This window comes from Immundisolibacter sp., assembly GCF_028696615.1.
Taxonomy (GTDB): domain Bacteria; phylum Pseudomonadota; class Gammaproteobacteria; order Immundisolibacterales; family Immundisolibacteraceae; genus Immundisolibacter.
This window is the reverse complement of sequence record NZ_JAQVGQ010000001.1, coordinates 21,075-42,830: the sequence shown is the minus strand read 5'-3', so window position 1 is coordinate 42,830 and position 21,756 is coordinate 21,075. Positions and strand designations below refer to the sequence as shown.

At 70.8% G+C, this 21,756-nt stretch carries 18 protein-coding genes; 3 read left to right on the top strand and 15 right to left on the bottom strand.

The features are described 5' to 3' along the window. Positions 1 to 22: 22 nt before the first annotated feature. From dxs to crtY, 9 genes are read right to left on the bottom strand one after another with little or no spacing between them, the layout of a single operon-like run. Entirely contained in the window at positions 23 to 1,960 is a 1,938-nt protein-coding gene (gene dxs / locus PHC73_RS00195; protein ID WP_300123539.1) for a 1-deoxy-D-xylulose-5-phosphate synthase, read from the bottom strand. Then, a complete protein-coding gene (locus PHC73_RS00190) occupies positions 1,938 to 2,957 on the bottom strand; it encodes a DUF5914 domain-containing protein (protein WP_300123538.1) in 1,020 nt (339 codons plus the stop codon). The genes dxs and PHC73_RS00190 overlap by 23 nt, the downstream gene beginning before the upstream one ends. Next, positions 2,957 to 4,429 carry an FAD-dependent oxidoreductase gene (locus tag PHC73_RS00185; RefSeq protein ID WP_300123537.1) on the bottom strand — a complete coding sequence of 491 codons (1,473 nt, stop codon included), beginning with the start codon at positions 4,427 to 4,429 and terminating at the stop codon, positions 2,957 to 2,959. Before PHC73_RS00185 ends, PHC73_RS00190 begins: the two co-directional genes overlap by 1 nt. Beyond that, positions 4,426 to 5,112, bottom strand: a complete 687-nt coding sequence (locus PHC73_RS00180; RefSeq protein WP_300123536.1) for a class I SAM-dependent methyltransferase — start codon at positions 5,110 to 5,112, stop codon at positions 4,426 to 4,428. Before PHC73_RS00180 ends, PHC73_RS00185 begins: the two co-directional genes overlap by 4 nt. 2 nt (positions 5,113 to 5,114) lie before the next feature. Beyond that, the gene (locus PHC73_RS00175) at positions 5,115 to 5,549 is read right to left on the bottom strand and encodes a DUF2141 domain-containing protein (RefSeq protein WP_300123535.1); all 435 of its coding nucleotides are present in this window, start codon (positions 5,547 to 5,549) and stop codon (positions 5,115 to 5,117) included. Beyond that, the gene (locus PHC73_RS00170) at positions 5,531 to 6,463 is read right to left on the bottom strand and encodes a phytoene/squalene synthase family protein (protein ID WP_300123534.1); all 933 of its coding nucleotides are present in this window, start codon (positions 6,461 to 6,463) and stop codon (positions 5,531 to 5,533) included. The genes PHC73_RS00175 and PHC73_RS00170 overlap by 19 nt, the downstream gene beginning before the upstream one ends. Then, positions 6,460 to 7,944, bottom strand: coding sequence for a phytoene desaturase (locus tag PHC73_RS00165; protein ID WP_300123533.1), 1,485 nt, complete (start codon positions 7,942 to 7,944; stop codon positions 6,460 to 6,462). The genes PHC73_RS00170 and PHC73_RS00165 overlap by 4 nt, the downstream gene beginning before the upstream one ends. Next, positions 7,937 to 8,986, bottom strand: coding sequence for a polyprenyl synthetase family protein (locus PHC73_RS00160; RefSeq protein ID WP_300123532.1), 1,050 nt, complete (start codon positions 8,984 to 8,986; stop codon positions 7,937 to 7,939). Before PHC73_RS00160 ends, PHC73_RS00165 begins: the two co-directional genes overlap by 8 nt. Then, complete coding sequence (crtY, locus tag PHC73_RS00155) at positions 8,983 to 10,170, bottom strand: lycopene beta-cyclase CrtY (protein ID WP_300123531.1); 1,188 nt, start codon at positions 10,168 to 10,170, stop codon at positions 8,983 to 8,985. Before crtY ends, PHC73_RS00160 begins: the two co-directional genes overlap by 4 nt. A 268-nt stretch (positions 10,171 to 10,438) precedes the next feature. Between crtY and PHC73_RS00150 the strand changes: the two genes are divergently transcribed. After that, positions 10,439 to 11,317: a MerR family transcriptional regulator gene (locus tag PHC73_RS00150; protein WP_300123530.1), complete on the top strand. Its 879-nt coding sequence runs from the start codon at positions 10,439 to 10,441 to the stop codon at positions 11,315 to 11,317. A 3-nt stretch (positions 11,318 to 11,320) separates the two neighbouring features. After that, on the top strand, positions 11,321 to 11,758 hold the full coding sequence (locus tag PHC73_RS00145) for a pyrimidine dimer DNA glycosylase/endonuclease V (RefSeq protein ID WP_300123529.1): 438 nt from the start codon (positions 11,321 to 11,323) through the stop codon (positions 11,756 to 11,758). A 152-nt stretch (positions 11,759 to 11,910) separates the two neighbouring features. Here the strand turns inward: PHC73_RS00145 and PHC73_RS00140 are convergent, their stop codons facing one another. The 6 genes from PHC73_RS00140 to PHC73_RS00115 all read right to left on the bottom strand — a co-directional run bounded on the left by PHC73_RS00140 (position 11,911) and on the right by PHC73_RS00115 (position 19,601). Then, positions 11,911 to 14,712, bottom strand: coding sequence for a valine--tRNA ligase (locus PHC73_RS00140; protein ID WP_300123528.1), 2,802 nt, complete (start codon positions 14,710 to 14,712; stop codon positions 11,911 to 11,913). A gap of 27 nt (positions 14,713 to 14,739) precedes the next feature. Beyond that, entirely contained in the window at positions 14,740 to 15,207 is a 468-nt protein-coding gene (locus tag PHC73_RS00135) for a hypothetical protein (protein WP_300123527.1), read from the bottom strand. Then, positions 15,204 to 15,632, bottom strand: a complete 429-nt coding sequence (locus tag PHC73_RS00130) for a DNA polymerase III subunit chi (protein ID WP_300123526.1) — start codon at positions 15,630 to 15,632, stop codon at positions 15,204 to 15,206. The genes PHC73_RS00135 and PHC73_RS00130 overlap by 4 nt, the downstream gene beginning before the upstream one ends. Continuing rightward, a complete protein-coding gene (locus PHC73_RS00125; protein WP_300123525.1) occupies positions 15,632 to 17,113 on the bottom strand; it encodes a leucyl aminopeptidase in 1,482 nt (493 codons plus the stop codon). Before PHC73_RS00125 ends, PHC73_RS00130 begins: the two co-directional genes overlap by 1 nt. 112 nt (positions 17,114 to 17,225) lie before the next feature. Beyond that, positions 17,226 to 18,239: a beta-N-acetylhexosaminidase gene (gene nagZ / locus PHC73_RS00120; RefSeq protein ID WP_300123524.1), complete on the bottom strand. Its 1,014-nt coding sequence runs from the start codon at positions 18,237 to 18,239 to the stop codon at positions 17,226 to 17,228. Between the two features lie 27 nt (positions 18,240 to 18,266). Next, a complete protein-coding gene (locus PHC73_RS00115; protein WP_300123523.1) occupies positions 18,267 to 19,601 on the bottom strand; it encodes a TRZ/ATZ family hydrolase in 1,335 nt (444 codons plus the stop codon). Between the two features lie 451 nt (positions 19,602 to 20,052). Here PHC73_RS00115 and PHC73_RS00110 point away from each other — a divergent pair, with 451 nt between their 5' ends. Beyond that, entirely contained in the window at positions 20,053 to 21,591 is a 1,539-nt protein-coding gene (locus tag PHC73_RS00110; protein ID WP_300123522.1) for a 2-isopropylmalate synthase, read from the top strand. Positions 21,592 to 21,756: the final 165 nt, after the last annotated feature.

The following is a 21,756-nucleotide window of genomic DNA, read 5'->3' as shown; positions in this document are numbered from 1 at the left end:
GAAAACCCGGCTCTGAGATTGTTCAGCTCGCCGCGGCGCGGTACAGGCCACCGACAGGCGCCGGCCCGGCGCGCCGGCGGCCGGCCAGCAGCGCCCGCCCGGCCGCCGCGATGCCGGCGGCGTCGAGCCCGAAGCGCGCCAGCTGCGCGGCCGGGTCGCCGTGCTCGACCAGCTCGTCCGGCACCGCGAGCAGACGCGTCGGCACCAGGATGCCCTGCCCCGCCAGCGCCTCCAGCACGGCGCTACCGAAGCCGCCGGCGAGCGCGTGTTCCTCCACCGTGACCAGCGCGCCGCAGCGGGTGGCGAGTTCGGCAATGGCCGGCAGGTCAAGCGGCTTCACGAAACGGGCGTTGAACACGGCCGCCCCAACGCCTTCCCTGGCCAACTGCGAGGCCGCCTCGAGCGCCGGCGCCACGCGGCTGCCGAGCGCGACGATGGCCAGATCCCCGCCATCGCGCAGCAGCTCGCCGCGGCCGATTTCCAGCGCCCGGATGTCGGCATCGAGCGCCACGCCAAGCCCGTTGCCGCGCGGGTAACGCATCGCCGCCGGGCCGGGGTGCTCGATGGCGGTGCGCAGCATGTGGCGCAGCTCGTTTTCGTCCTTCGGCGCCATCAGCACCATGTTCGGCAGGCAGCGCAGGTAGGCCAAGTCAAACAGGCCCTGGTGCGTGGCGCCATCCGCCCCGACCAGGCCGGCGCGGTCGAGTGCAAAGGTGACGTCGAGGTTCTGCAGGCACACGTCGTGCACCACCTGGTCGAAGCCGCGCTGCAGGAAGGTCGAGTAGATCGCCGCCACCGGCTTCAGGCCCGTGGTGGCGAGGCCCGCCGCAAACGTGACGGCGTGCTGCTCGGCGATGCCGACATCGTAGAAACGCTGCGGCAGCGCATCAGCAAAGCGGTCGAGCCCGGTGCCGCCCGCCATGGCGGCGGTGATGGCGACGATGCGGGAATCGGTGCGGGCGAGTTGCACGGCGGCATCCGCAAACACGGACGTGTAGGACGGCACCGTCGCGGCGGGTTTGGGCATGTCGCCGGTGGCGGCATCGAAGGCCGTCACGCCGTGGTATTTGAGCGGGTTCGCCTCGGCCGGCGCGTAGCCCGCGCCCTTGCGCGTGATGGCGTGCACCAGCACCGGCCCTTCGCCGCCCGCCATCATCGCGCGGGCGTTCTTCAGCGTCGCCAGCAGCGACGGCAGGTCGTGCCCCGACACCGGCCCGATGTAACGAAAACCGAACGCCTCGAACAGCGTGGCCGGCGTCAGCAGGGCCTTTGCCGAGCGCTCCGCCCGGCGCGCGAGCTGCTGCAATGGCTGCGGCAGCGGCGCCAGCACGTCCTTGGCCAGACGGCGCAGGCGCCGCGCCGACGGCGCCGACAGCTTGCGCGACAGGAACGCGCCGAGCGCGCCGACGTTCGGCTCGATCGACATCTCGTTGTCGTTCAGCACCACCAGCAGGTTGGGCTGTTTGAGGTGCCCGGCGTGGTTCAGTGCCTCCAGCGCCATGCCGGCGGTGAGCGAGCCGTCGCCGATCATGGCGACGGCAAAGGCGTCCTCGCCGGCCGCCTGCAAGCCGCGCGCCATGCCGAGCGCGGCCGAGATGGACGTGCCGGCGTGGCCGGCGCCGAAATCGTCGTAGCGCGATTCCGCCCGGCGCAGGAACTTGGCGGGCCCGCCTTCCTTGCCGATGCGGGCGAAGTCCGCGCGCCGGCCGGTGAGCAGCTTGTGCGCGTAGGCCTGATGACCGACATCCAGCACCAGCCGGTCGCGCGGCGTATCGAAGACGTAATGCAGCGCGACCAGCAAATCGACCGCGCCGAGGCTGGAGGCAAGATGCCCGCCGCTGCGCGACACGAATTGCACGATCTCGTCGCGCAGCGCCTGGGCGACGCCGGGCAGCGCGTCGGCGGGCAGCGCGCGCAAGTCGGCCGGCGATTCGATGCTATCGAGCGGTGTGTCGTTCATCGGAACTGTCCTCAGGCTGACCTGAACGTGAAGCGGCGAGCGGGCGCAGCGCCACCGGCTGCGCGCGAAGTTCATAACGGCGCTCGCAGTAGGCGGCGTCCTCGATCCACAGGCGCCGCGCGGCGTGGCTCATCACCGGCCGCAGCAGAAAACCGAGCCGCCGTGCGAGCGCGAAGCCCGGCCGTGCCGAGTGCGCGAACACGGCCTCGGTGATCTGACAGCGGCCGGCGTCGACTGTCGTGCCGTGCGTTTCGACCACCGAGCCCACCCCCTCGCCGGCGACGATGGTCATGGCGATCGAGCGCCGCTGCGGGCAGTGAAAGCGCGCGTCGACCTCTACCGCGAGCGGTCCCGCCACGCGAAACGCCACGCGCACGGTGATGCTGTCCGCGGCCTGCTCCAGCACCTTCAGGCGGGCGAAAGAATGGCCGTGGAAGTGCGCGCCGTGCCAGGGGTCGAGGCGGTTTTCCAGCACCTCGCGCGGCGTGCAGCGCGCCGGCAGCGTCATGACGGATACCAGCGAGTCCGTGGGCCGCGCTGGCAGCACCGGTGCCGCGAGCGGCTCCTCGCCCGGCAGTTGCACCCACACCAGCACGCCGTCGTCATGCGCCGGCAGCAGCGCCGCGCACGGCGCCTGGGCATCGAGCGCAAGGCCGTGCCAGGGGCAGACGACGGCGCCGTTCTGCACCCGTCCCTGCGACCAGCGTGCGCCAAGGTGCGGGCAGTGGTCGTCCGCCGCGTGCACGCCGTGCGCGCTGCGCCAGAGCACCAGATCGCGGCCCAGCACGCGCGCGGCGATCGGCTTGCCGCGCAGCGCCGCGGAGCCCGCCACCACGTGCCAGCCGCCGGCCGGGCGTTCCAATGCCTGCTCCAGCGCGCCGGCGATCCAGCGGGGCTCGGCGGCCTGCCAGTCGGCGCGGGACGGCGCCGGCAGTTCGCCAAGATCCGCGCCGAACAGCCACAGCGGTCGGCCGTGCACGTCGCTCACCCGGCGCATCAGGCGGCCCTCAGTGTCGGCGCGAGCAGCCCGCGCTGCGGACCCGTCCACAGCGGCGCCGGGTCCACCCTGTGCATCGCGAGCAGCGTGTTGGCGGCAAGCACGCCGGACGCCGTGGCCCGTTCCATCAGCGCGCAGGCAAACGGCAGGCGCACGTGATCGCCCGCCAGCACCAGTGTCGGATCGGCCGTGGCGACGCCCGGCCGATCCGCCGCGCTGCCAGGCGGAAACGCCGGGCAGTCGGCGCGCAGCAGGAACTGCTCGCCCTGCACCTGCGCCGTGGCGGTTTCGGGATACACCGCGTGCAGCGCGCCGAGCAGGCGGCGGCGGATGTCGGCCTCGTCGTCGGTAGCCAGCCCGTAGGCGTGCAGCTCCAGCACCGCGCCGCCGTGGCGGCGCGCCCAGTCGGCGCTCTCGTCGTGAAACGCGCTGTACACGGACACGTTGTCGAGGATGTCGTAACCCGCCGTGCCGGCGAACGGCGCGCGGGCGGCATCGACCGGCCGATCAAGCCACAGCCGCCACACGGCGAACGGCCGCGTCGGCCGCACGCGCTCCAGCGGCGTGCGCACGGCAGCCGCGAGCGCGCCGCTGGCATCGAGCACCCGCCGCAGGCCCGGCACATCGAGTGCCAACACCAGCGCATCCGCCAGCAGCGGGCCGTGCGCGGTATGCACCTGCCAGTGGTCATCGTGACGCGCGATGGCCTGCCCGGCGCAGCCGAGCCGCAGGTCCACCCCCAGCGCCTTCAGATGCTCCGCGAACGGCACCCACAACCACGCCCCGAACGGCCGCCGCGCCACGTCGAATACCAACCCTTCGCGGTTGCCGAAGAAGTAGTAGTGAAACAGCATCAAAAGATCGGCCGCCGAGAACTCGTCGGTCGGGTTGAAGAAGCTGTGCGCGAACACATCCAGCAGACGCATGCGCGCGGCCGGCGGAAAGTTGAGGCCGCGCAGCCAGTCCTCGGCGCTTAAGGAATCCCAGCGCGCCGGCGTGCGCTGCGGGTGCCAGCCGAGCATGGCGAGCGCGTGGCCGATGCGCACCCGGCGCAGATCGCCGATGCCGATTCCGACCTGGCGCATCAGCGGCAGCAGCGTGAGCAGCGCACTCTTCGGCAGGTCGGCGAACGACAGCGGCCCCGCCGGCGTCAGGATCGGGTAGTCGGTGAGTGGCACAAGGCCGCCCAGCGCCGGGTCCACCCGCCGCAGCAGCGCGCGCAGGTTGTAATAGTTGCGGAAGAAGGCGTGAAAGCCGCGGTCCATCTCGAAGCGCTCGCCAGCCACCTCGACCGGCCAGGCGGCGAGCCGCCCGCCGAGCCCAGCGTAGGCTTCCAGCAGCGTGACGGCGGCGCCACGCTCGGCGAGCGTCACCGCCGCCGCGATGCCGGCTAGCCCGCCGCCCAGTACCGCCACGCGCAGCGGCTCGGCGAGCCGGGCGCGGCCGAAATGCGGTTGCGAGAACGCCCTCATGCCGGCCGCCGGGCGACGAAGGTGTGCACGATCTGGCGCTGCCACAACCGGCCGGGAATCACCCGCAGCAGATCGAAACCGGCGCGCTCGATGCGCGCGGCGAGCGCGTCGCGGCGGTCGAAGTCGAGCACGCTGTCTTCGAGGTACTCGAACAACTGCGGCGCGCCCGACACCGCCGCGCAGAACGGCCGCACCACCGCCCGGCACATGAAGCGCCACAGCCGCTCGGCGCCCGGGCCAGCGAGGCTGTAGTCGTGGATCGCCAGCAGCCCGCCCGGCGCCAGCAGGTCCTTGATCTCGACGAGTGCCCGGTCCGGGTCGCGTACGTTGCGAAGCCCGTAGGACATCAGAATCCCGCCGAAGGGACCGGCGAGGTACCGCCCCGGCGTCTGCGCGTCGCCTTGCAGGTACTCGATCGGGTCGAGCGCCTTTTGCCGCGCCTGCGCCAACATGCCGGCCGAGCCATCGAGCGCCACCATCGGCACGCCGGGGTGCGCGCGGCGCAGCGCCTGCGTGGAAAGTCCGCTGCCGCAGCACAGGTCCAGCAGCCGCGGCACCGGCAACGGCGCGAGCGCTCGGGCGGCGTCCGCCAGCATGCCGACGTAGCCGGGATTCAGCCGACACATCAGGTCGTAGCGCGGCGCCACGGCGTCGAAGGCGTCCGGAACGGCGATCTTTTCCATGCTCAGAAGTACCGCATGTCGATGAGGACCGGCTGGCCGGCCTTGGGTGTCAGCAGCGCATCCTTGAAGCTCGGCGGGCCGAACAGGATGCGCGGGTTGTTGGACACGCCAAAGCCCTCCTTGGGAATGCCGAAAAAGCCCATCGCCACGCGCCTGTCGCCGTCCTCGTCGTGCAGCACGGCGATTGCCAGCGGCCGGTCGTCCGGCAGATCGGTGAACCGCACGCGCACCTCGCTGCCGGTGATAGGCGCCTCCAGACGATAGGCGGCGCGCTCGCCCTCGCCCGGAAACCCGGCCGGTTCCAGAAACACCGCGAACAGCGCGCTGCCGGTCTGGTTGCGCAGCCCGCGGGCGATGACCTCGACATCCATGGCATGCGCCTGCGTGACCAACCCCGCCAGCAGCGCCGCGCCGGGCATCACGCGCCCGGCAGACACAGCTCGGCTCCGAATTCGAGTACCCGCCGCGGCGCCCGCTTCGACGTGCCCTTCGGCGCGCGGGCAAAGCCGCCGCGAAGCTGCTGCGCGAGCGCGATCAGCACCTGCGCCGCCTTGCCGCGGCCCGGCAGGTAGGCGCGTCCGGCAAGCGGCTGGTAACCCTGCCGCGCCAGTGCCGCGCCGATGCCGCGGTAGATGCGCGCCGCCGCCCGCACGGCAAGGCCACAGCGCCAGTCGAGCGCGCCGATGCCGCCAAGGCCGCGCCGGTAATACGCGTCCGCCAGCGCGAGCGTGCGGCGCACCTGCCGCGGCAGTTGCGCGGCGAGGGCATTGTCCAGCGGCCACGCGAGCGCACCGCGCACCGCGCCTTCGTCCGCAAAGCCAAGCGCCCGGTACGGCAGGTACAGCCGCCCGCGCTGCCAGTCCTCCCCGACGTCGCGGCAGATGTTGGTGAGCTGCATGCCCATGCCGAGAAACGCCGCCTGCGGCAGCGCGGCATCGTCGGCAAGACCCATCACGTGGCACATCATTAGCCCCACCACGCCCGCCACGCGGTAGCAGTACAGCGCCAGCGCCGCGTCGTCGGCGTACAGATCGGGCGCCAAATCCATCGCCATGCCGGCCAGCAGCTCCTGCGGGTAATGGCGCGGCAGCGCGCAGCGCTCCACCAGCCCGGCGAACGCAACAAGAATCGGGTCATCACTCGCCTCACCGCGGTACACGGCGTCGAGTTCCGCCGTAAGACGCGCGAGGCTGGCCTGTGGGTCCGTGGACAGATCGACCGCATCATCGGCACGCCGGCACCAGGCGTACAGCGCCACCACGTCGCCGCGCACCGCCGCCGGCAGCAACCGCGACGCCAGCGAGAAGCTCTTTGAATGCTGGTGGATGACGGCGGCAACGGCATCGCTCATCGCGGGAAATCCTCGTCGATCAGCGTCATGGCCGCCTTGGCGGAATTGATCACGCCCGGCATGCCGGCGCCCGGATGCGTGCCGGCGCCGACCAGGTACAGGCCCGGGATGTGCCGGTCGCGGTTGTGCGGGCGCAGGTACGCGCTCTGCCACAGCACCGGCGCCAGCGAGAAGCCGTTGCCATGGTGGGCGCCGAGTTCGCGCTCGAAATCGCGCGGCGTCATCCAGCGCTTGACGGTGACGTGCGCGCGCAGCCCCGGCATGGCGTGCTGTTCCAGGTACGCCAGGATGCGCTCGGCGTACTCGGCGCCGACGCGATCCCAGTCGATGTCGGCATTGCCCAGGTGCGGCACCGGCGAGAGCGCATAGAACGTGTCGCCGCCCGGCGGGGCGAGCGCGGGATCGGTCACGCTCGGCGCGTGCAGGTACAGGCTGAAATCGTCCGGCAGCGCGTGGCCGTAGAAAATCTCCCGCACCAGCGCGCGGTAGCGCGGCCCGAACAGGATGGTGTGGTGGCGCACGTCGTCGCGGTACTGCCGGTCGGTGCCGAAATAGACCACGAACAGACCCATCGACCAGCGCGACCGATCGAGCCGCCGCGCCATGCGCGCCGCGCGCGGGTGGTCCTCGTACAGCGTGCGGTAGGTGTGCATCACATCCGCGTTCGAGACCACGAAATCGAAGCGCTGCTCGCCGGCCGCCGTGCGCACGAGGTGGCTGCGACCATCGAGGCGGATGCCCTGCACCGGGCAAGCCAGACGCAGTTCGCCGCCGAGTTCCTCGAACAGCGCCACCATGGCCCGTACCAGCGCGTGCGTGCCGCCGCGCACGAACCACACGCCGTGCGTGCGTTCGAGGTGGTTGATCAGCGCGTAGATGGACGAGGTCGCGAACGGGTCGCCGCCGACGAACAGCGGGTGGAATGACAGCGCCTGGCGCAGGTGGTCCGAGCGCACGTAGCGGCTGACGGCGCCGTACACGGAGCGCTCGGCGCGGAGCGTGACCAGCTTCGGCAGCGCGCGCAGCATGCTGGCGGCCGTCACGAACGGCGCGCCGGCGAGGTTCTCGTACCCCTCGCGGTACACCGCCTCGCTGTAGCGGGCGAAGCGCGCATAGCCGGGGCCGTCACCGGGCGCGATGCGGTCGATCTCGGCGGCGAGCAGTTCCGCATCCTCGAACGCCTCGAAGCGCGTGCCGTCCTCCCACTGCAATCGGTAGAACGGATCGAGCGGCAGCAGGTCCACGCGGTCCGCCAGGCGCGCGCCGCCGATGGCGAACAGCTCCTCCAGGCACTGCGGCGCCGTCACCAGCGTCGGGCCCATGTCGAACACGTGCCCCTGCTCGGCGAATGCATACGCCCGCCCACCGGGCAGCGCACGCGCCTCGAACACGGTGGTCCTGATGCCGCGCGCCTGCAGACGGATGGCGGCTGCAAGGCCACCGAAACCGCTACCGACTACCGCGGCGCGCCGCTCAACCATAAGCACGCTCCAGTCGTTCGAGATCAGTCAACACGTCCTGCACCGCTGCCGCCGGCAGATCGCTCCCACCCAGCAGGGCGCCCGCTTCGGCCAGCGCCGCGCGCGGGTAATCGAGCGGGTCGTCGCCGATCGTCTCGGCCAGCAGCGCGCGCAGCGGCTGCCAGTCGGCCCCGCCAGCCGCAGCGCGCCCCTGCTGCTGTAGCGCGCGGTAGGTGAACTCGCTGCACCGCTGCGCGGCGAGCACCCAGGCGAACGTCGGCCGGCCGGTACACAGATCCTCGGCGGCCTTGTCGTGGCGGGCTGGCGACAGCACCGCGGTGAGGTCATCCAGCATCTGCAGCGCCACGCCCACCCGCTCGCCGAAGCGCTGCAAGGTGTCGACCCGCCGCGGCCGGGCGCCGGCGGCGAGCGCGCCAAGCCCTACGCACAGCGCGGTCAGGCGACCGGTCTTGAGGCGGCTTTGCTCGGCCACCAGCGCCGGCAGGTCGTCCTGCGCCAGCGCCCACACCTCGGCGCCGAGATCGAGCGCCTGCCCACGGTGGCAGTCGAGCAGCGTGCCGGTGATGAGGTCTTGGCAGGCGCGGCGCCGGGCGGCCGGCAGGCGCAGTTCGTCCAGCAGTCGATACGGCCAGAAATACAGCCAGTTGGCGGCGTTCAGCGCCCGCTCCGGGCCGATCACCCGATGCAGCGCCGGGCCGCCGCGGCGCGTCGCGGCGCCGTCCTGGATGTCGTCCACGATCAGCGAGGCGCTGTGCAGGATTTCCGGCAGCAGGCACAGCGTGTGTGGCGCCTCGCCGCAGCCGCCGGCCAGGCGCCAACCATGAGCCACCAGCCGCGCCCGTAGCAGCTTGCCGGCGCGCCCCAGAAACTCCCGCAGTGGCGCATACAGCGTGTCCTGCCACACCTGCTCGCACACGCCGGTCGCCGGTGGCAGCCGATTCAACCAGTGATCGAAAAACGCCGCCAGATCGAGCGGCGGCGGCGCCCGCCAGCCGCCGCCCGGCAGACGCCGCACCGCGCCGTTCACACCCGCTGCCTTCATCTCCAAGCCTCCGGGGAATGACGCCCGGGCAGCCAGGCGCTGCCGAAACCGCGCGGTGGACGGCCGACCAGCAGGCGCGCCACATCCGATGCCGAGCTTTGCAGGCGGTAAAAACGGCCGATGGTGCCCAGCGGCAGGCGGTAAAAGCGCGCAAACGGATGCCACATGAGCTCCGGCCGGAAGGCGCGAAACGCCAGCCCGTTCAGCAGCAAACCCAGCCGGAACTGGCGCCGGTGCCGCCGCCACTCGGTTCGGAGCGCCGGCAGCGGATCGCGCCAATGCCGCGCCAGCACCGTGGCCAGACGCAGCGCGCACGGCGCGGAATAGCCGGTGGCTGGATGAAACCAGCCGCCGCCGTAACCCACCTTCAGCGGCAGCGTCGGCGCCGCCGGCTTCGCCCGCCAGGGCATCGGCAGCACGCCGGATTCCTCTCGCAGAACAGCCCGGATGCGCCAGCCGCGGGCGTCCGCATAGGCGCGGATGGCTGCCCGACGCCCGGGCTGATCCAGGTCCGGCGTGCGCGCGAAGGCGGTGTCCTCGATCAACAGCCGCCGCGGCGCCAGCGGCAGCACGTACATGAAACGGAACTGCGGCCCTTGCGGCAGGCAGGCGTCCATCAGCAACGGCCGGTCGAGCCCGCTGTCGGCGGCGAGCTCCACCTCCAGCCCCAGGAACTTCTGATAGCCGGTCGCGCCCACGGTACCGCCGCCGCGGGCGTCGATCACCAGCGCAGCGCGCAGCTGGCGGCCATCCGACAGGCGTACGGCGTGGGCCTCCAGCGCCTGCACGGCGCAGCCAAGCAGCAGGCGCGCGCCGGAATGCGCAGCGAAGGCCGCCTGCAGCGCCGCGGCAAGAGCCGCCGACGACAGGCAGCCGTAGGGCAGCCCGACCTCGCGCTCGAAGCCCGGAAACGCCACCCGGTAGCCCGGCCAGTGGCTCACCGGCAGGCGCCCGAACCACGCCCCCACATCGGCCGGCACGTCGGCGAGGTGAAAACACCAGGTGTGGTTGCCGGCCGGGCAGGCGTCTCGCTCCACCAGCGCCAGGCGCAGCGTCGGGTCGGCGTCCAGCAGCGCCAGCGCGATCAGACCACCATGCAGCCCGGCGCCGACGATGACGACGTCGAAACCATCCCCCGCACCGCCCTGCGCTGCCTTTCGCAGCCGTTGCTGACTCGAAGCCATCAACACCTTGTCCCTGAATGACAGCCGAAAAACGCCTTTCCTGAAACTTTTCGTCCCGTTTGCCCGTGGCGCATTCCCCATGGCGCCCTGTCGATCGGCAACCGGCGCGCCCCGGCCCGGCGCCGGGCATCAGGACCCGAGCGGATAGCGAGTCAATCACGGGGCCCAAGGATGTCAAATAAGTTTGTCTTGGACAAACTAAGTTTCGCAGGCCAAAATTAGCCAACGATTCCGACTATGTCAATCTTTTTGACTTATACAAATTGAAATGACCGACCTGTCCATCGCCGCCCTGGCGCTCGAAACCGGCATCCCCAAGGAGACCCTCAGGATGTGGGAACGGCGTTACGGCTTTCCGCAGCCGACGCGCAACGCCCGCGGCGAGCGACGCTATCCGGTGCAACAGGTGGCGCGGCTGCGGCAGGTGCGGCGCCTGCTGGATCTGGGCATGCGACCTGGGCAGGTACTGACGCTGAGCCCCGAAGAACTGGAACAGGCCGCGCCGCGACCGCCGTCGCCCGACACCCTCGACCCCGGCCTCGTCGACCTCATCAAACGCCACGATGACGAGGGTCTGCGCCAAGAGCTGCGCGCACGCCTGCTGCGCGAGGGTCTGCGCCGCTTCGTGTGTGAGTCGGCGGCCGGGATGCTCACCACCGTTGGCGATGGCTGGGCCAGGGGCGTGCTCGAAGTCTTCGAGGAGCATCACTTCTCGGCGCAGCTCGATTCGGTGTTGCGGGAGGCCGTCGCCCAGCTGCCCCCGGGCGCCCGCAGACCGCGCGTGCTGCTGACGACGCTGTCCGGCGAGCCGCATACGCTCGGCCTCATGCTGGCGTTCGCGCTGCTGCGAGTGGAGGGTGCGGCAGGCATCCTGCTCGGCGCACAGACGCCAGAGAGCCAGATCGTCGCCGCGGCCGAGGCCTTCGCCGCGGACGCCGTGGCACTGTCGTTTTCGGAATACGTCGACCCCGGGGCGGTGCGCCTTGGCGTGCGCCGTCTGCGGCAAGCGCTACCGCCCGATGTGGCGCTGTGGTGCGGCGGTCGTTCGGCCCAGCGCCTGAAGCGTCCGCCGGCCGGCGTGGTCATCTTCAGCGATCTCGAACAGCTGGCGGCCGTGCTGGAAAGCCGCGGCGTGGTCGGTAACTGACCCGTGCGCCTGTGGTCGCTGCATCCGCGCTATCTCGACCCGACGGGGCTGGTCGCGCTGTGGCGCGAAGCGCTGCTGGCGCAGGCGGTGCTTCATGGAGACACACGCGGGTATCGCCATCACCCGCAACTGCGGCGGTTTCAGGAATGCGCCGATCCGCGCGCTGGCATCGCGGCGTATCTGTGGGCCGTGCAGACGCAGGCAGCCGCCCGCGGATACCGCTTCGATGCGGCCAAGATCCGCCAGCCCGCGGCCCGGTTGACGCTCACGGTCACCACCGGGCAAATGGCCTACGAGTGGCAACAGCTGGTGGCCAAGCTCGCGCAGCGGGCACCGGCGTGGCTTGCCGGCCTCGCGGTCGAGGCCGCGCCGCAGCCGCACCCGTTGTTCACCGTCGAGCCGGGCGACGTCGCGCCCTGGGAAATCACCCGCGGGCGCTAGGGAAGGGCTGAAAAATTCCGTCCATGGAATTTTTCAGCTCGCCGTCGCGCGGTACACGCCCGCGCGACGCTCAATGAATCAATGGGTTACGTCCTTGATTCATGCCGGGGCATCCTGCCCCGGAGGGAACCGCTGAATAAATCAGCGGTTCCCTAGCCGGCCAGCGCCGCCATGCGTTCGCGCTGCGCCGCCAGCGTGGCGCGCTGCTCGGCGAACTCGGCCAGGCGCGCCCGCTCGGTCGCCACCACCTCGGCCGGCGCCTTGTCCACGAAGGCCGGGTTGGCGAGCTTGGCTTCGGCGCGCGCGATCAGCTGGTCGAGCTTGGCGATTTCCTTGCCCAGGCGCTCCACCTCGGCCGCCGGGTCCACCAGCCCCGCCAGCGGCAGGCGCACGGTGAGGTCCCCGACCAGTGCCACGGCGGCCTGCGGCGCGTCGGCCGCGTCCACCCAGTCGAGACTTGCCAGGCGCGCCAGGCGCGTCAGCAGGCCCTCGTGCGGCGCCAGACGCGCGCGCGCGGCGGCATCGCCGCTCAGCAGCAGCGGCACCGGCTGGCCGGGCGGCAGGTTGAGCTCGGCGCGCAGGTTGCGCACGGCGCGGATGATGTCCTTCAGCCACTCGATGTCGGCCACCGCCTGGGCATCGACGGTGAAATCGCTTGGCTTGGGCCAGGCGGCGAGCATCACGGTGTCGCCCTTGACGCCGGCGCGCGGCGCCACCTGCTGCCAGATTTCCTCGGTGATGAACGGGATCAGCGGGTGCGCCAGGCGCAGCAGGGTTTCCAGCACGCGCAGCAGCGTGTGGCGCACGCCGCGGGCCAGCGCCGGATCGGCCGCGGTGTCATTCAACACCGGCTTGGCAAGCTCGATGTACCAGTCGCAGTAGTCCTCCCACACGAACTGGTACAGGGCGCTGGCGACGTAGTCGAGCCGATAGTCGGCGATGGCCTGGTCGATGTCGGCCACGGTGGCGGCCAGGCGCGCCTCGATCCAGCGCTCGGCGGGGCCCAGGCGCCGCTCGCCATCCAACGACACGCCGTCGGTGTTCATCAGCACGAAGCGGGCGGCGTTCCACAGCTTGGTGCAGAAGTTCCGGTAGCCCTCGCAGCGGGCGAGATCAAACTTGATGTCCCGCCCCAGCGTGGCCTGCGAGGCGAAGGTAAAGCGCAGCGCATCGGTGCCATAGGCGGGGATGCCCTGCGGGAACTGCTTGCGCGTGGCCTGTTCGATCTTTTTGGCCATCTGCGGCTGCATGAGACCCGCGGTGCGCTTCCCGACCAGGGTTTCGAGGTCCACGCCGTCGATGATGTCGAGCGGGTCCAGCACGTTGCCCTTGGACTTGCTCATCTTCTGGCCTTCGTGGTCGCGCACCAGGCCGTGCACGTAGACGGTGCGAAACGGCACGTCGCCGGCGAACGGCAGGCCCATCATGACCATGCGCGCCACCCAGAAGAAAATGATGTCGAAGCCCGTCACCAGCACGTTGGTGGGGTAGTAGCGCGCCAGCTCCGGCGTCTTTTCGGGCCAGCCGAGCGTCGAGAACGGCCACAGCGCCGAGCTGAACCAGGTGTCGAGCACGTCCGCGTCCTGGCTGTCCGGCGCAATGTCGCTGCCGGCCTCGCGCGCCTTCGTTTGCGCCTCCTCGAAACTGCGGCCCACCCAGGCGCGACCTTGCGCGTCGTACCAGGCCGGAATCCGGTGCCCCCACCAGATCTGCCGGCTGATGCACCAGTCCTGGATGTTCTCTAACCACTGCGCGTAGGTCTTCTCCCAGTTGTCCGGGATCAGACGAATACGGCCCGAGCGCACGGCGTCGAGCGCCGGGCGGGTGATGGCGGCCATGCCGCCGGGGCGGCCGTCCGGCTGCACCTCGCGCGTGAGATCCACGTACCACTGGTCAGTGAGGTAGGGCTCGACCACGGCGCCGGTACGATCCCCGCGCGGCACCACCAGCGTGTGGTCCTTGACCGATTCCAGCAGGCCGGCGGCTTCGAGGTCGGCGACGATCTTCTGGCGGGCTTCGTAACGATCGAGGCCGCGGTAGGCCGCCGGCGCCTCGTCGTTGATGCGCGCGTCGGGCGTCATCACGTTGATCTTCGGCAAGCTGTGGCGCTCGCCGACCGCAAAGTCGTTGAAATCGTGCGCCGGGGTGATCTTGACGCAGCCGGTGCCGAAACTCGGGTCGACGTAATCATCGGCGATCACCGGAATCTGCCGATCGCACAGCGGCAGGCGCACGGTCTTGCCGATCAGGTGCCGGTAGCGGGCGTCTTCCGGGTGCACCGCCACGGCGGTATCACCGAGCAGCGTTTCCGGGCGCGTGGTGGCGACAGTGAGGTAGCCGCTGCCGTCCGCCAGCGGGTAGCGGATGTGCCACAGGTGGCCGCGCTCTTCCTCGCTGACCACCTCCAGGTCCGAGATGGCGGTTTGCAGCACCGGGTCCCAGTTGACCAGACGCTTGCCGCGATAGATCAGACCCTGCTCGTGCAGGCGCACGAAGGTTTCCGTCACCGCCGCCGACAGGCCCGCGTCCATAGTGAAGCGCTCGCGCGACCAGTCGCAGGAGGCGCCCAGGCGCCGCAACTGGCGCGTGATGGCGCCGCCGGACTCGGCCTTCCACTGCCACACGCGCTCCAGGAACGCCTCGCGACCGAGGTCGTGGCGCGACAGGCCCTGCGCGGCGAGCTGGCGCTCGACCACCATTTGGGTGGCGATGCCGGCGTGATCCGTGCCCACCTGCCACAGCGTGTCGCGGCCGCTCATGCGCGCGTGGCGGATCAAAAGGTCCATCACCGTGTTGTTGAAGGCATGCCCCATGTGCAGGCTGCCGGTGACGTTGGGCGGCGGGATGACGATGCAGTACGGCTCGCCCTGCCCGCTCGGCTTGAAGTAGCCGGCGGTTTCCCAGTGCTGGTACCAGCGCTGTTCGATGGCCTTGGGGTCGTAGGTCTTGTCCATGGGGCAGCGCCGGCGGGCGGCGCGAGGTCAGGCGGTGGGTGGGGTGCCGCGCGTCAGCTCGGCCAGTGTGCGGTCCAGTTCCTCGCGCAGCGCCGCGCGCAGGCGCTGGCCGGCGAGTTCGAGTTCGGCGTCGATGCGCCGCTGCAGACGCGCGCCGATGTCGTTCAGAAGCTCGGCGAGCAGGGCCTCGGCATTGGACCCGCCGGCGGCGGGCGCCACGTCGGCCGTTTGCGCCACCACCGCGGACGGCCCGCCCTCGTCCGACCAGGGCAGCGGCAGATCGTCGTCGGCAGACACATCGACGGCGGGCGGCGCCACGGCTGGCGTCGGGGCAGCGGTCTGCCGGTGATCGAAGTCGATGTCGAACACGAACTCGGGCGGCGGTTCGCTCGCCGGCGGCGCCGGCTGCGCAGGCGGGCGTCCCGGCACCACGATGTCGGTCAGGGTCGGGATGTCGTCCTGGTCCGGTTCCGGCATACGGATGTCGTCGTTCATGCGCCGCCTCCGAGCTTGTGCTGGCGCAGCCGGTAGCCGCGCTCGCGGTAAAAGCGGTAGCGCTCGCGGGCCCGCGCGCGGCCGGGCTCGTCGGCCGGCACCAGCTCCAGCACGCGCCGGAAACCGCTGAAGAAATGCGGCACCTCGTCGGTGAGCGTCAGCAGCACCTCGCCGGGCTGCGCCGGCGGCTGCCAGCCGATCCACACCGGCGCCCGGCCGGCGCTGCCGACCAGCCGATGCGGCACGAAGGAGCCGGCGCTGAACGACCACAGGCACTCGTCGAGCGCGTGCGCGGCCGCCTCGTCCGCCACGTGCACGTGCACCTTCGCACCGCGCCGCACCACCGTCTCGAGCAGGCGGCAGGCGAACAGCTGCGCGTCGGGCGGCGGTGTGCCGTCCAGCACGTAGAAGTCGATCTCGGTCATCAGCCGCCGACGCGGTCCAGCAGGTACTGCACCAGCAGACCCACCGGCCGGCCGGTGGCGGATTTGTCCTTGCCGGATTTCCAGGCCGTGCCGGCGATGTCCAGGTGCGCCCAGCGCTGCTTTTCGGTGAAGGCGGACAGGAAGGCCGCCGCGGTGATGGTGCCGGCCTCGCGCCCGGCCACGTTTGGCAGGTCCGCGAACGGGCTCTTGAGCTGCTCCTTGTAGTCGTCCCACAGCGGCAGCTGCCAGGCGCGGTCGTGCGCCGTGCGCCCGGCGGCGAGCAGCGCGTCGATCAGTTTCTGGTCGTTGCCGAGCAGGCCGTGCGCGTGGTTGCCCAGCGACACCACGCAGGCGCCGGTGAGCGTGGCGATGTCGACGATGGCATCCGGCTTGAAACGCTCGGCGTAGGTCAGCGCATCGCACAGCAGCAGGCGGCCTTCGGCGTCGGTGTTGAGAATCTCCACCGTCTTGCCGGCCATGGTCTTGACGATGTCGCCGGGCTTGATGGCGTTGCCGTCGGGCAGGTTTTCGCTGGCCGGGATCACGCCGATGAGGTTGATCGGCAGGTCGAGTTCGGCTGCGACCTTGAGCGTGCCGAGCACGGACGCCGCGCCGCACATGTCGAACTTCATCTCGTCCATGCCGGCGCCGGGCTTGATGGAGATGCCGCCCGAGTCGAAGGTGACGCCCTTACCCACCAGCACCACCGGCGCGGCCTTGGCCTTGCCGCGTAAGTGCTTGAGCACGATCAGCTTCGGCGGCTGGCGGCTGCCGCGCGCCACCGCCAGCAGCGCGCCCATGCCGAGCTCGCGCATCTGCGGCTCGTCCAGCACCTCGATGTCGAGGCCGTGCGCCTTGGCCAGCGCCTGCGCCTGCTCGGCCAGATACGTCGGCGTGCACACGTTGGCCGGCTGGTTGCCCAGATCGCGCGTCAGCTTGACGCCGGCCGCGATGGCCTGACCCTGGCGCAGCGCGGCGTCGAGCGCCTTCGCCTGCTTGCCGCCGCAGCCGATGGCGAGCGTTTTCAGGTGCCGCCGGCCCGGCTCGCGCTTGTACTCGGTGAAGCGGTACAGCGCATGATCGGCCGCGGCGACGGCGGTGCGCACGCGCCAGGCTTCGTCGTGCCCGGTCACGGCCAGCTCGGTCAGGTACAGCGCCGCCTCGGCGGCGTGCAGCTTGCCGACGGCCGCTGCTGCCGCGGCCACGATGCGCTGGTAGGCGCCTTCGTTCAGCTCGCCCGCCTTGCCGCAGCCGACCAGCAGCACCCGCTCGGCGGCAATGCCGGGCAGTCCCCGCAGCAGCAGCGTGTCGCCCACCTTGCCGGCGATGTCGCCGGCCTTCACGGCGGCCGTGATGGCGCCGTCGCTGGCCTTGTCCAGCAGCTTGGCCGACGGCGCGAGGGCGTGCGAGGCGAACACGCCGACCGCCACGCAGCCGCCCGGCTGTTCGGTGACGGGCAGACGGGTGAGCTCAAATTGCATGGAAAAGCGCTCCACAGCGAGGTTTTTTCAAAATTCTAACAGGCGGCCCGGCGGCCCTTTCCGTGCGGGCTTGGGGCCGCCACTTTATTCAGCGGCGTTGGCCCATCCACCGTCAGGCGGGCTCGAGATCGGCCAGCAACTGACGCGCCTTGGCAAGCTGCGCCGCCTCGACGCTGCCGCCGCGCGCCAGCAGCGCACGGTGGCGGTAAGCGGCCACCGCGCGCGCCGGCAGCGCCGACACACTCGCCTGCACGGCGGCGGGATCATTGCAGATGAGCAGGTAATCGCAGCCGGCATCGAGCGCGCGGCGCGCCCGGGCGACGACATCGCCCGCCCCGGCCGCGCCCGCCATGCCGAGATCGTCGCTGAACACGGCGCCGTCGAAACCCAGCTCGCCGCGCAAAATGTCCTGCACCCAGCGGCGCGAAAAACCGGCCGGCTGCGCGTCCACGGCCGGGAACAGCACGTGCGCCATCATCACCGACGCAAGCCCCTGCCCGATGAGCTGCCGGTACGGCAGAAGATCGGTTTCGATGGCCTCACGCGAGCGCTCGTCGATCACCTGCGTCAGGTGCGTGTCGGCCGCCACCGCGCCGTGCCCCGGGAAGTGCTTGCCGCAGGCCGCCATGCCGGCGTCTGCCATGCCGGCCATGAAGGCACCGGCCAGCGCCGCCGCGGTGTTCGCGTCGGCATGAAACGCCCGCGCGCCGATGATTTCGCTCACGCCATAGTCGAGATCGAGCACCGGCGCGAAGCTCAGATCGATACCGAGCGCGAGCAGCTCTGAGGCCATCACAAGGCCGCCGGCGCGGGCCAGCATGACACCCGCGCCAGGATCGCGATCGTAGGTCCGCCCGTAAGCGGCGGCCGGCGGCAACGGCGTGAAGCCGGGCCGCAACCGCTGCACCCGCCCGCCCTCCTGGTCGACCGCGATCAGCAACCGCGGCTCGCGCAGGGCATGGATGTCCGCGCACAGCGCCGTGAGCTGCCGGGCGTCTTCGAAATTGCGCTCGAACAGGATGACGCCGCCGATGGCGGGTTCGAGCAGCAGTGCGCGGTCGGCCGGCGCAAGCTGCGGGCCGGGCAGGCCGATCACCAGCGGGCCCGCAGGAAGCGTTTGGGGCATGAGAATCCTTGAAGGGTTCGAAATGAATCAGCCCGCCGGATGGTCGGCGGCGGCGATCCGCACACCCCAGTCCGCGGCGCGGGCGAGGATGGCGTCCTCGTCGAGGGTGGTGAGCCGACCGTCCGCCAGCAACCGGCGGCCGGCCACCCACACGTCGCACACGGCGTCGCGCCCGGCCGCATAGATGAGCTGCGAGATCACGTCGTGCACCGGCTGGCAGTGCGGCGCGGACAGATCGAGTGCCACGAAATCCGCCGCCTTGCCGGGCAGCAGCGAGCCCGTTTCCTCGCCGAGCCCGAGCGCCTTGGCGCCACCGAGCGTGGCCATGTGCAGCAGCGCCGGCGCCGGCGCGGCGGCGGCATCGCCGGTGGTGAGCTTGGCCAGCAGGCCGGCGGTTTTGAGCTCACCCAGCAGGTCGAGATCGTTGTTCGAGGCCGCACCATCGGTGCCGATGGCGACGTTCACGCCGGCCGCCAGCAGCGCCGGCAGCCGGCAGGCGCCCGACGCCAGCTTCATGTTCGATTCCGGGCAGTGCACGACGCTGGCGCCGGCGGCGGCAAGACTGGCGATTTCGCCCGCCAGCAGCTGCGTGGCGTGCACGCCGATCAAATACGGCGACAGCAGCCCCAGACCCGCCAGGCGTTCCAGCGGGCGCACGCCGTGCCTGGATTCGCTATCGGCCACTTCGTGCGCGGTCTCGTGCAGGTGGATGTGCACCGGCAGGTCGAGTTCCTGCGCCAGCACGGCGATCTGCTTGAGCGGCGCATCGCTCACCGTATACGGCGCGTGCGGCGCAAACGCGGCGCGGATCAGCGCGTGACCGCGCCAGGCGTCATGCAGTTCGAGCCCCCGGCGCAGGTAGTCGTCGGCGTCGCTGGCGTAGGCGCTCGGGAAATCGATCACGATCAGGCCGATCACCGCCCGCAGGCCGGCCGCGGCAGCCACCTCGGCCGTCTCCTCGCCAAAGAAATACATGTCCGAGAAACACGTGATGCCGGCCTTGAGCATCTCTGCCACCGCCAGCGCCGTGCCATCGCGCACGAACTGCCGCCCCACGAAGCGCTGCTCAGCCGGCCAGATGTGCTGCTCGAGCCAGGGCTTGAGCGGCAGATCGTCGGCGAGTCCGCGCAGCAGCGTCATGGCGGCGTGCGTGTGGGCGTTGACCAGGCCCGGGATCAGCGCGTGGTGCGGCCGCTCCAGGTGCGGCCAGTCGGCGAACTGCTCGCGCGCCGCACCACTCGGCAACACGGCGCGGATGCGCCCGCCCTGCACGGCGAGCGCGTGGTGCTGCAGCACCCGGCCGGTCGGCTCCACGGGAATCACCCAGCGGGCGTGGACCACGAAACGGGCGGCATCGGTCATCGGCTTGATCCGGGTGGAGAAATGCGCGTTTGCAGCACAAAAACGCGGTGCTATAGTGCCGGCGTCCGTCACGAATGCAACTCGCATGACTCACGACCGCCAGCCCGTCAGCCTCCTTGGCGTCCGCGCCCGCCGCGGCGAAGGGCCGTGCGCGTCCAGTTCGTCCGACGCTGAAAAATTCCGTCCCTGGAATTTTTCAGCTCGCCGCAGCGCGGTACATGCCCGCGCTGGGCTCCCTGAATCCAGCGCGGGCGCGCTCGATTCAGACCGGGGCATCCTGCCCCGGATGCCGGCCCACGCCACGCTTTCTCTGCTGCTCGCGCTGCGACTGCCGTAAGGCAGACATACGCAGCCATGCCCTGGCGAGGGCCACCTCAAACGCAATCCCGATTCAAACCAAGCGCTGCTGCCACGCGGCAGCGGCCGCCCATCACCGCTGCGGAGACCGGTCGTGAGCAAGGACAAATTGATCATTTTCGACACCACCATGCGCGACGGCGAGCAAAGCCCCGGCGCCGCCATGAGCCGCGAGGACAAGCTGCGCATCGCCAAGGCGCTCGAGCGCCTGAAGGTGGACGTGATCGAGGCCGGCTTCCCGGCCTCCAGCCCCGGCGATTTCGCCGCCGTCAAGGCGGTGGCCGAGATCGTCAAAGACTCGCGCGTATGCGGCCTCGCGCGCGCCAACGACAACGACGTCGACCGCGCCGGCGAGGCGCTGAAGCCGGCCGTGGCGCCGCGCATCCACACCTTCATCGCCACCTCGCCGCTGCACATGGAGAAAAAACTCCGCATGACACCGGACGAGGTGCTCGAGGCGGCCGTGCGGGCCGTCAAGCGCGCGCGGCAGTACACGGACGACGTCGAGTTCTCGGCCGAGGACGCCGGGCGCTCGGACCTCGACTTCCTGTGCCGCGTCTTCGAGGCGGTGATCGACGCCGGCGCCACCACCATCAACGTGCCGGACACGGTGGGCTACAACCTGCCGCATCTGCTCGGCGAGAAGTTCCGCTATCTGATCGAGAACATCCCCAACTCCGACAAGGCGATCTTCTCCGCCCACTGTCACAACGATCTGGGGCTTGCGGTGGCCAACTCGCTGGCCGCCGTGCTGGCCGGCGCCCGGCAGGTGGAGTGCGCCATCAACGGTCTTGGCGAGCGGGCCGGCAACGCGGCGCTCGAAGAGGTGGTGATGGCGGTGCGCACGCGCCAGGACGTGTTCCCCTGCGATGTCGGCATCGACACCCGGCAACTGCTGGCCTGCTCCAAGCTGGTGGCGGCCATCACCGGTTTTCACGTGCAGCCGAACAAGGCCATCGTGGGCCTGAACGCCTTCGCGCACGAGTCCGGCATCCACCAGGACGGCGTGCTCAAGAGCCGCGAGACCTACGAGATCATGCGCGCGCAGGACGTCGGCTGGCAGGACAACCGCCTCACGCTGGGCAAGCTGTCCGGGCGCAACGCCTTCAAGCAGCGCATGGCGGCGCTCGGCTTCGAGTTCGCCACCCAGGAGGAGCTGACCGAGGCGTTCCGGCGCTTCAAGGAGCTGGCCGACAAGAAGCGCGAGATCTACGACGAGGACCTGATGGCGCTGGTCACCGACATGGACCTCACGCAGGCCAACGAGCGCATCCGGCTGGTCGGCATGAAAGTGTGCGCCGAGATGGGCGAGACCCCGCAGGCCACCGTGACGCTGCTGGTCGACGGCAAGGAGCAGACCGCCACCGCCGAAGGCGACGGCTCGGTGGACGCCACCTTCAAGGCCATCGAGGCCATCGTGCACTCCGGCGCCGAGCTGCAGCTGTACTCGGTGCAGAGCATCACCGCCGGCACCGACGCGCAAGGCGAGGTCAGCGTGCGCCTGGCGCGCGACGGCATGGCCGTCAACGGCGCCGGCGCCGACACGGACATCGTGATCGCGTCCGCCAAGGCCTACGTCAACTGCCTGAACCTGGTGCTGGCCGCGCGCGAGCACGCCGCGGCGGGGGTGTAGGCACCCTCTGCCGGCCTTGCGGCCACCCTCTCCCGCGTGCGGGAGAGGGGCCGGGGGAGAGGGCCTTCCAGAGCGCTTTGACTCACCCGATGCGCGGTGTCACAGTCGCCACCACCCAAGCGATCATTCATTCAAGGAGGAGAGCGATGAACGGTCAACTGGACG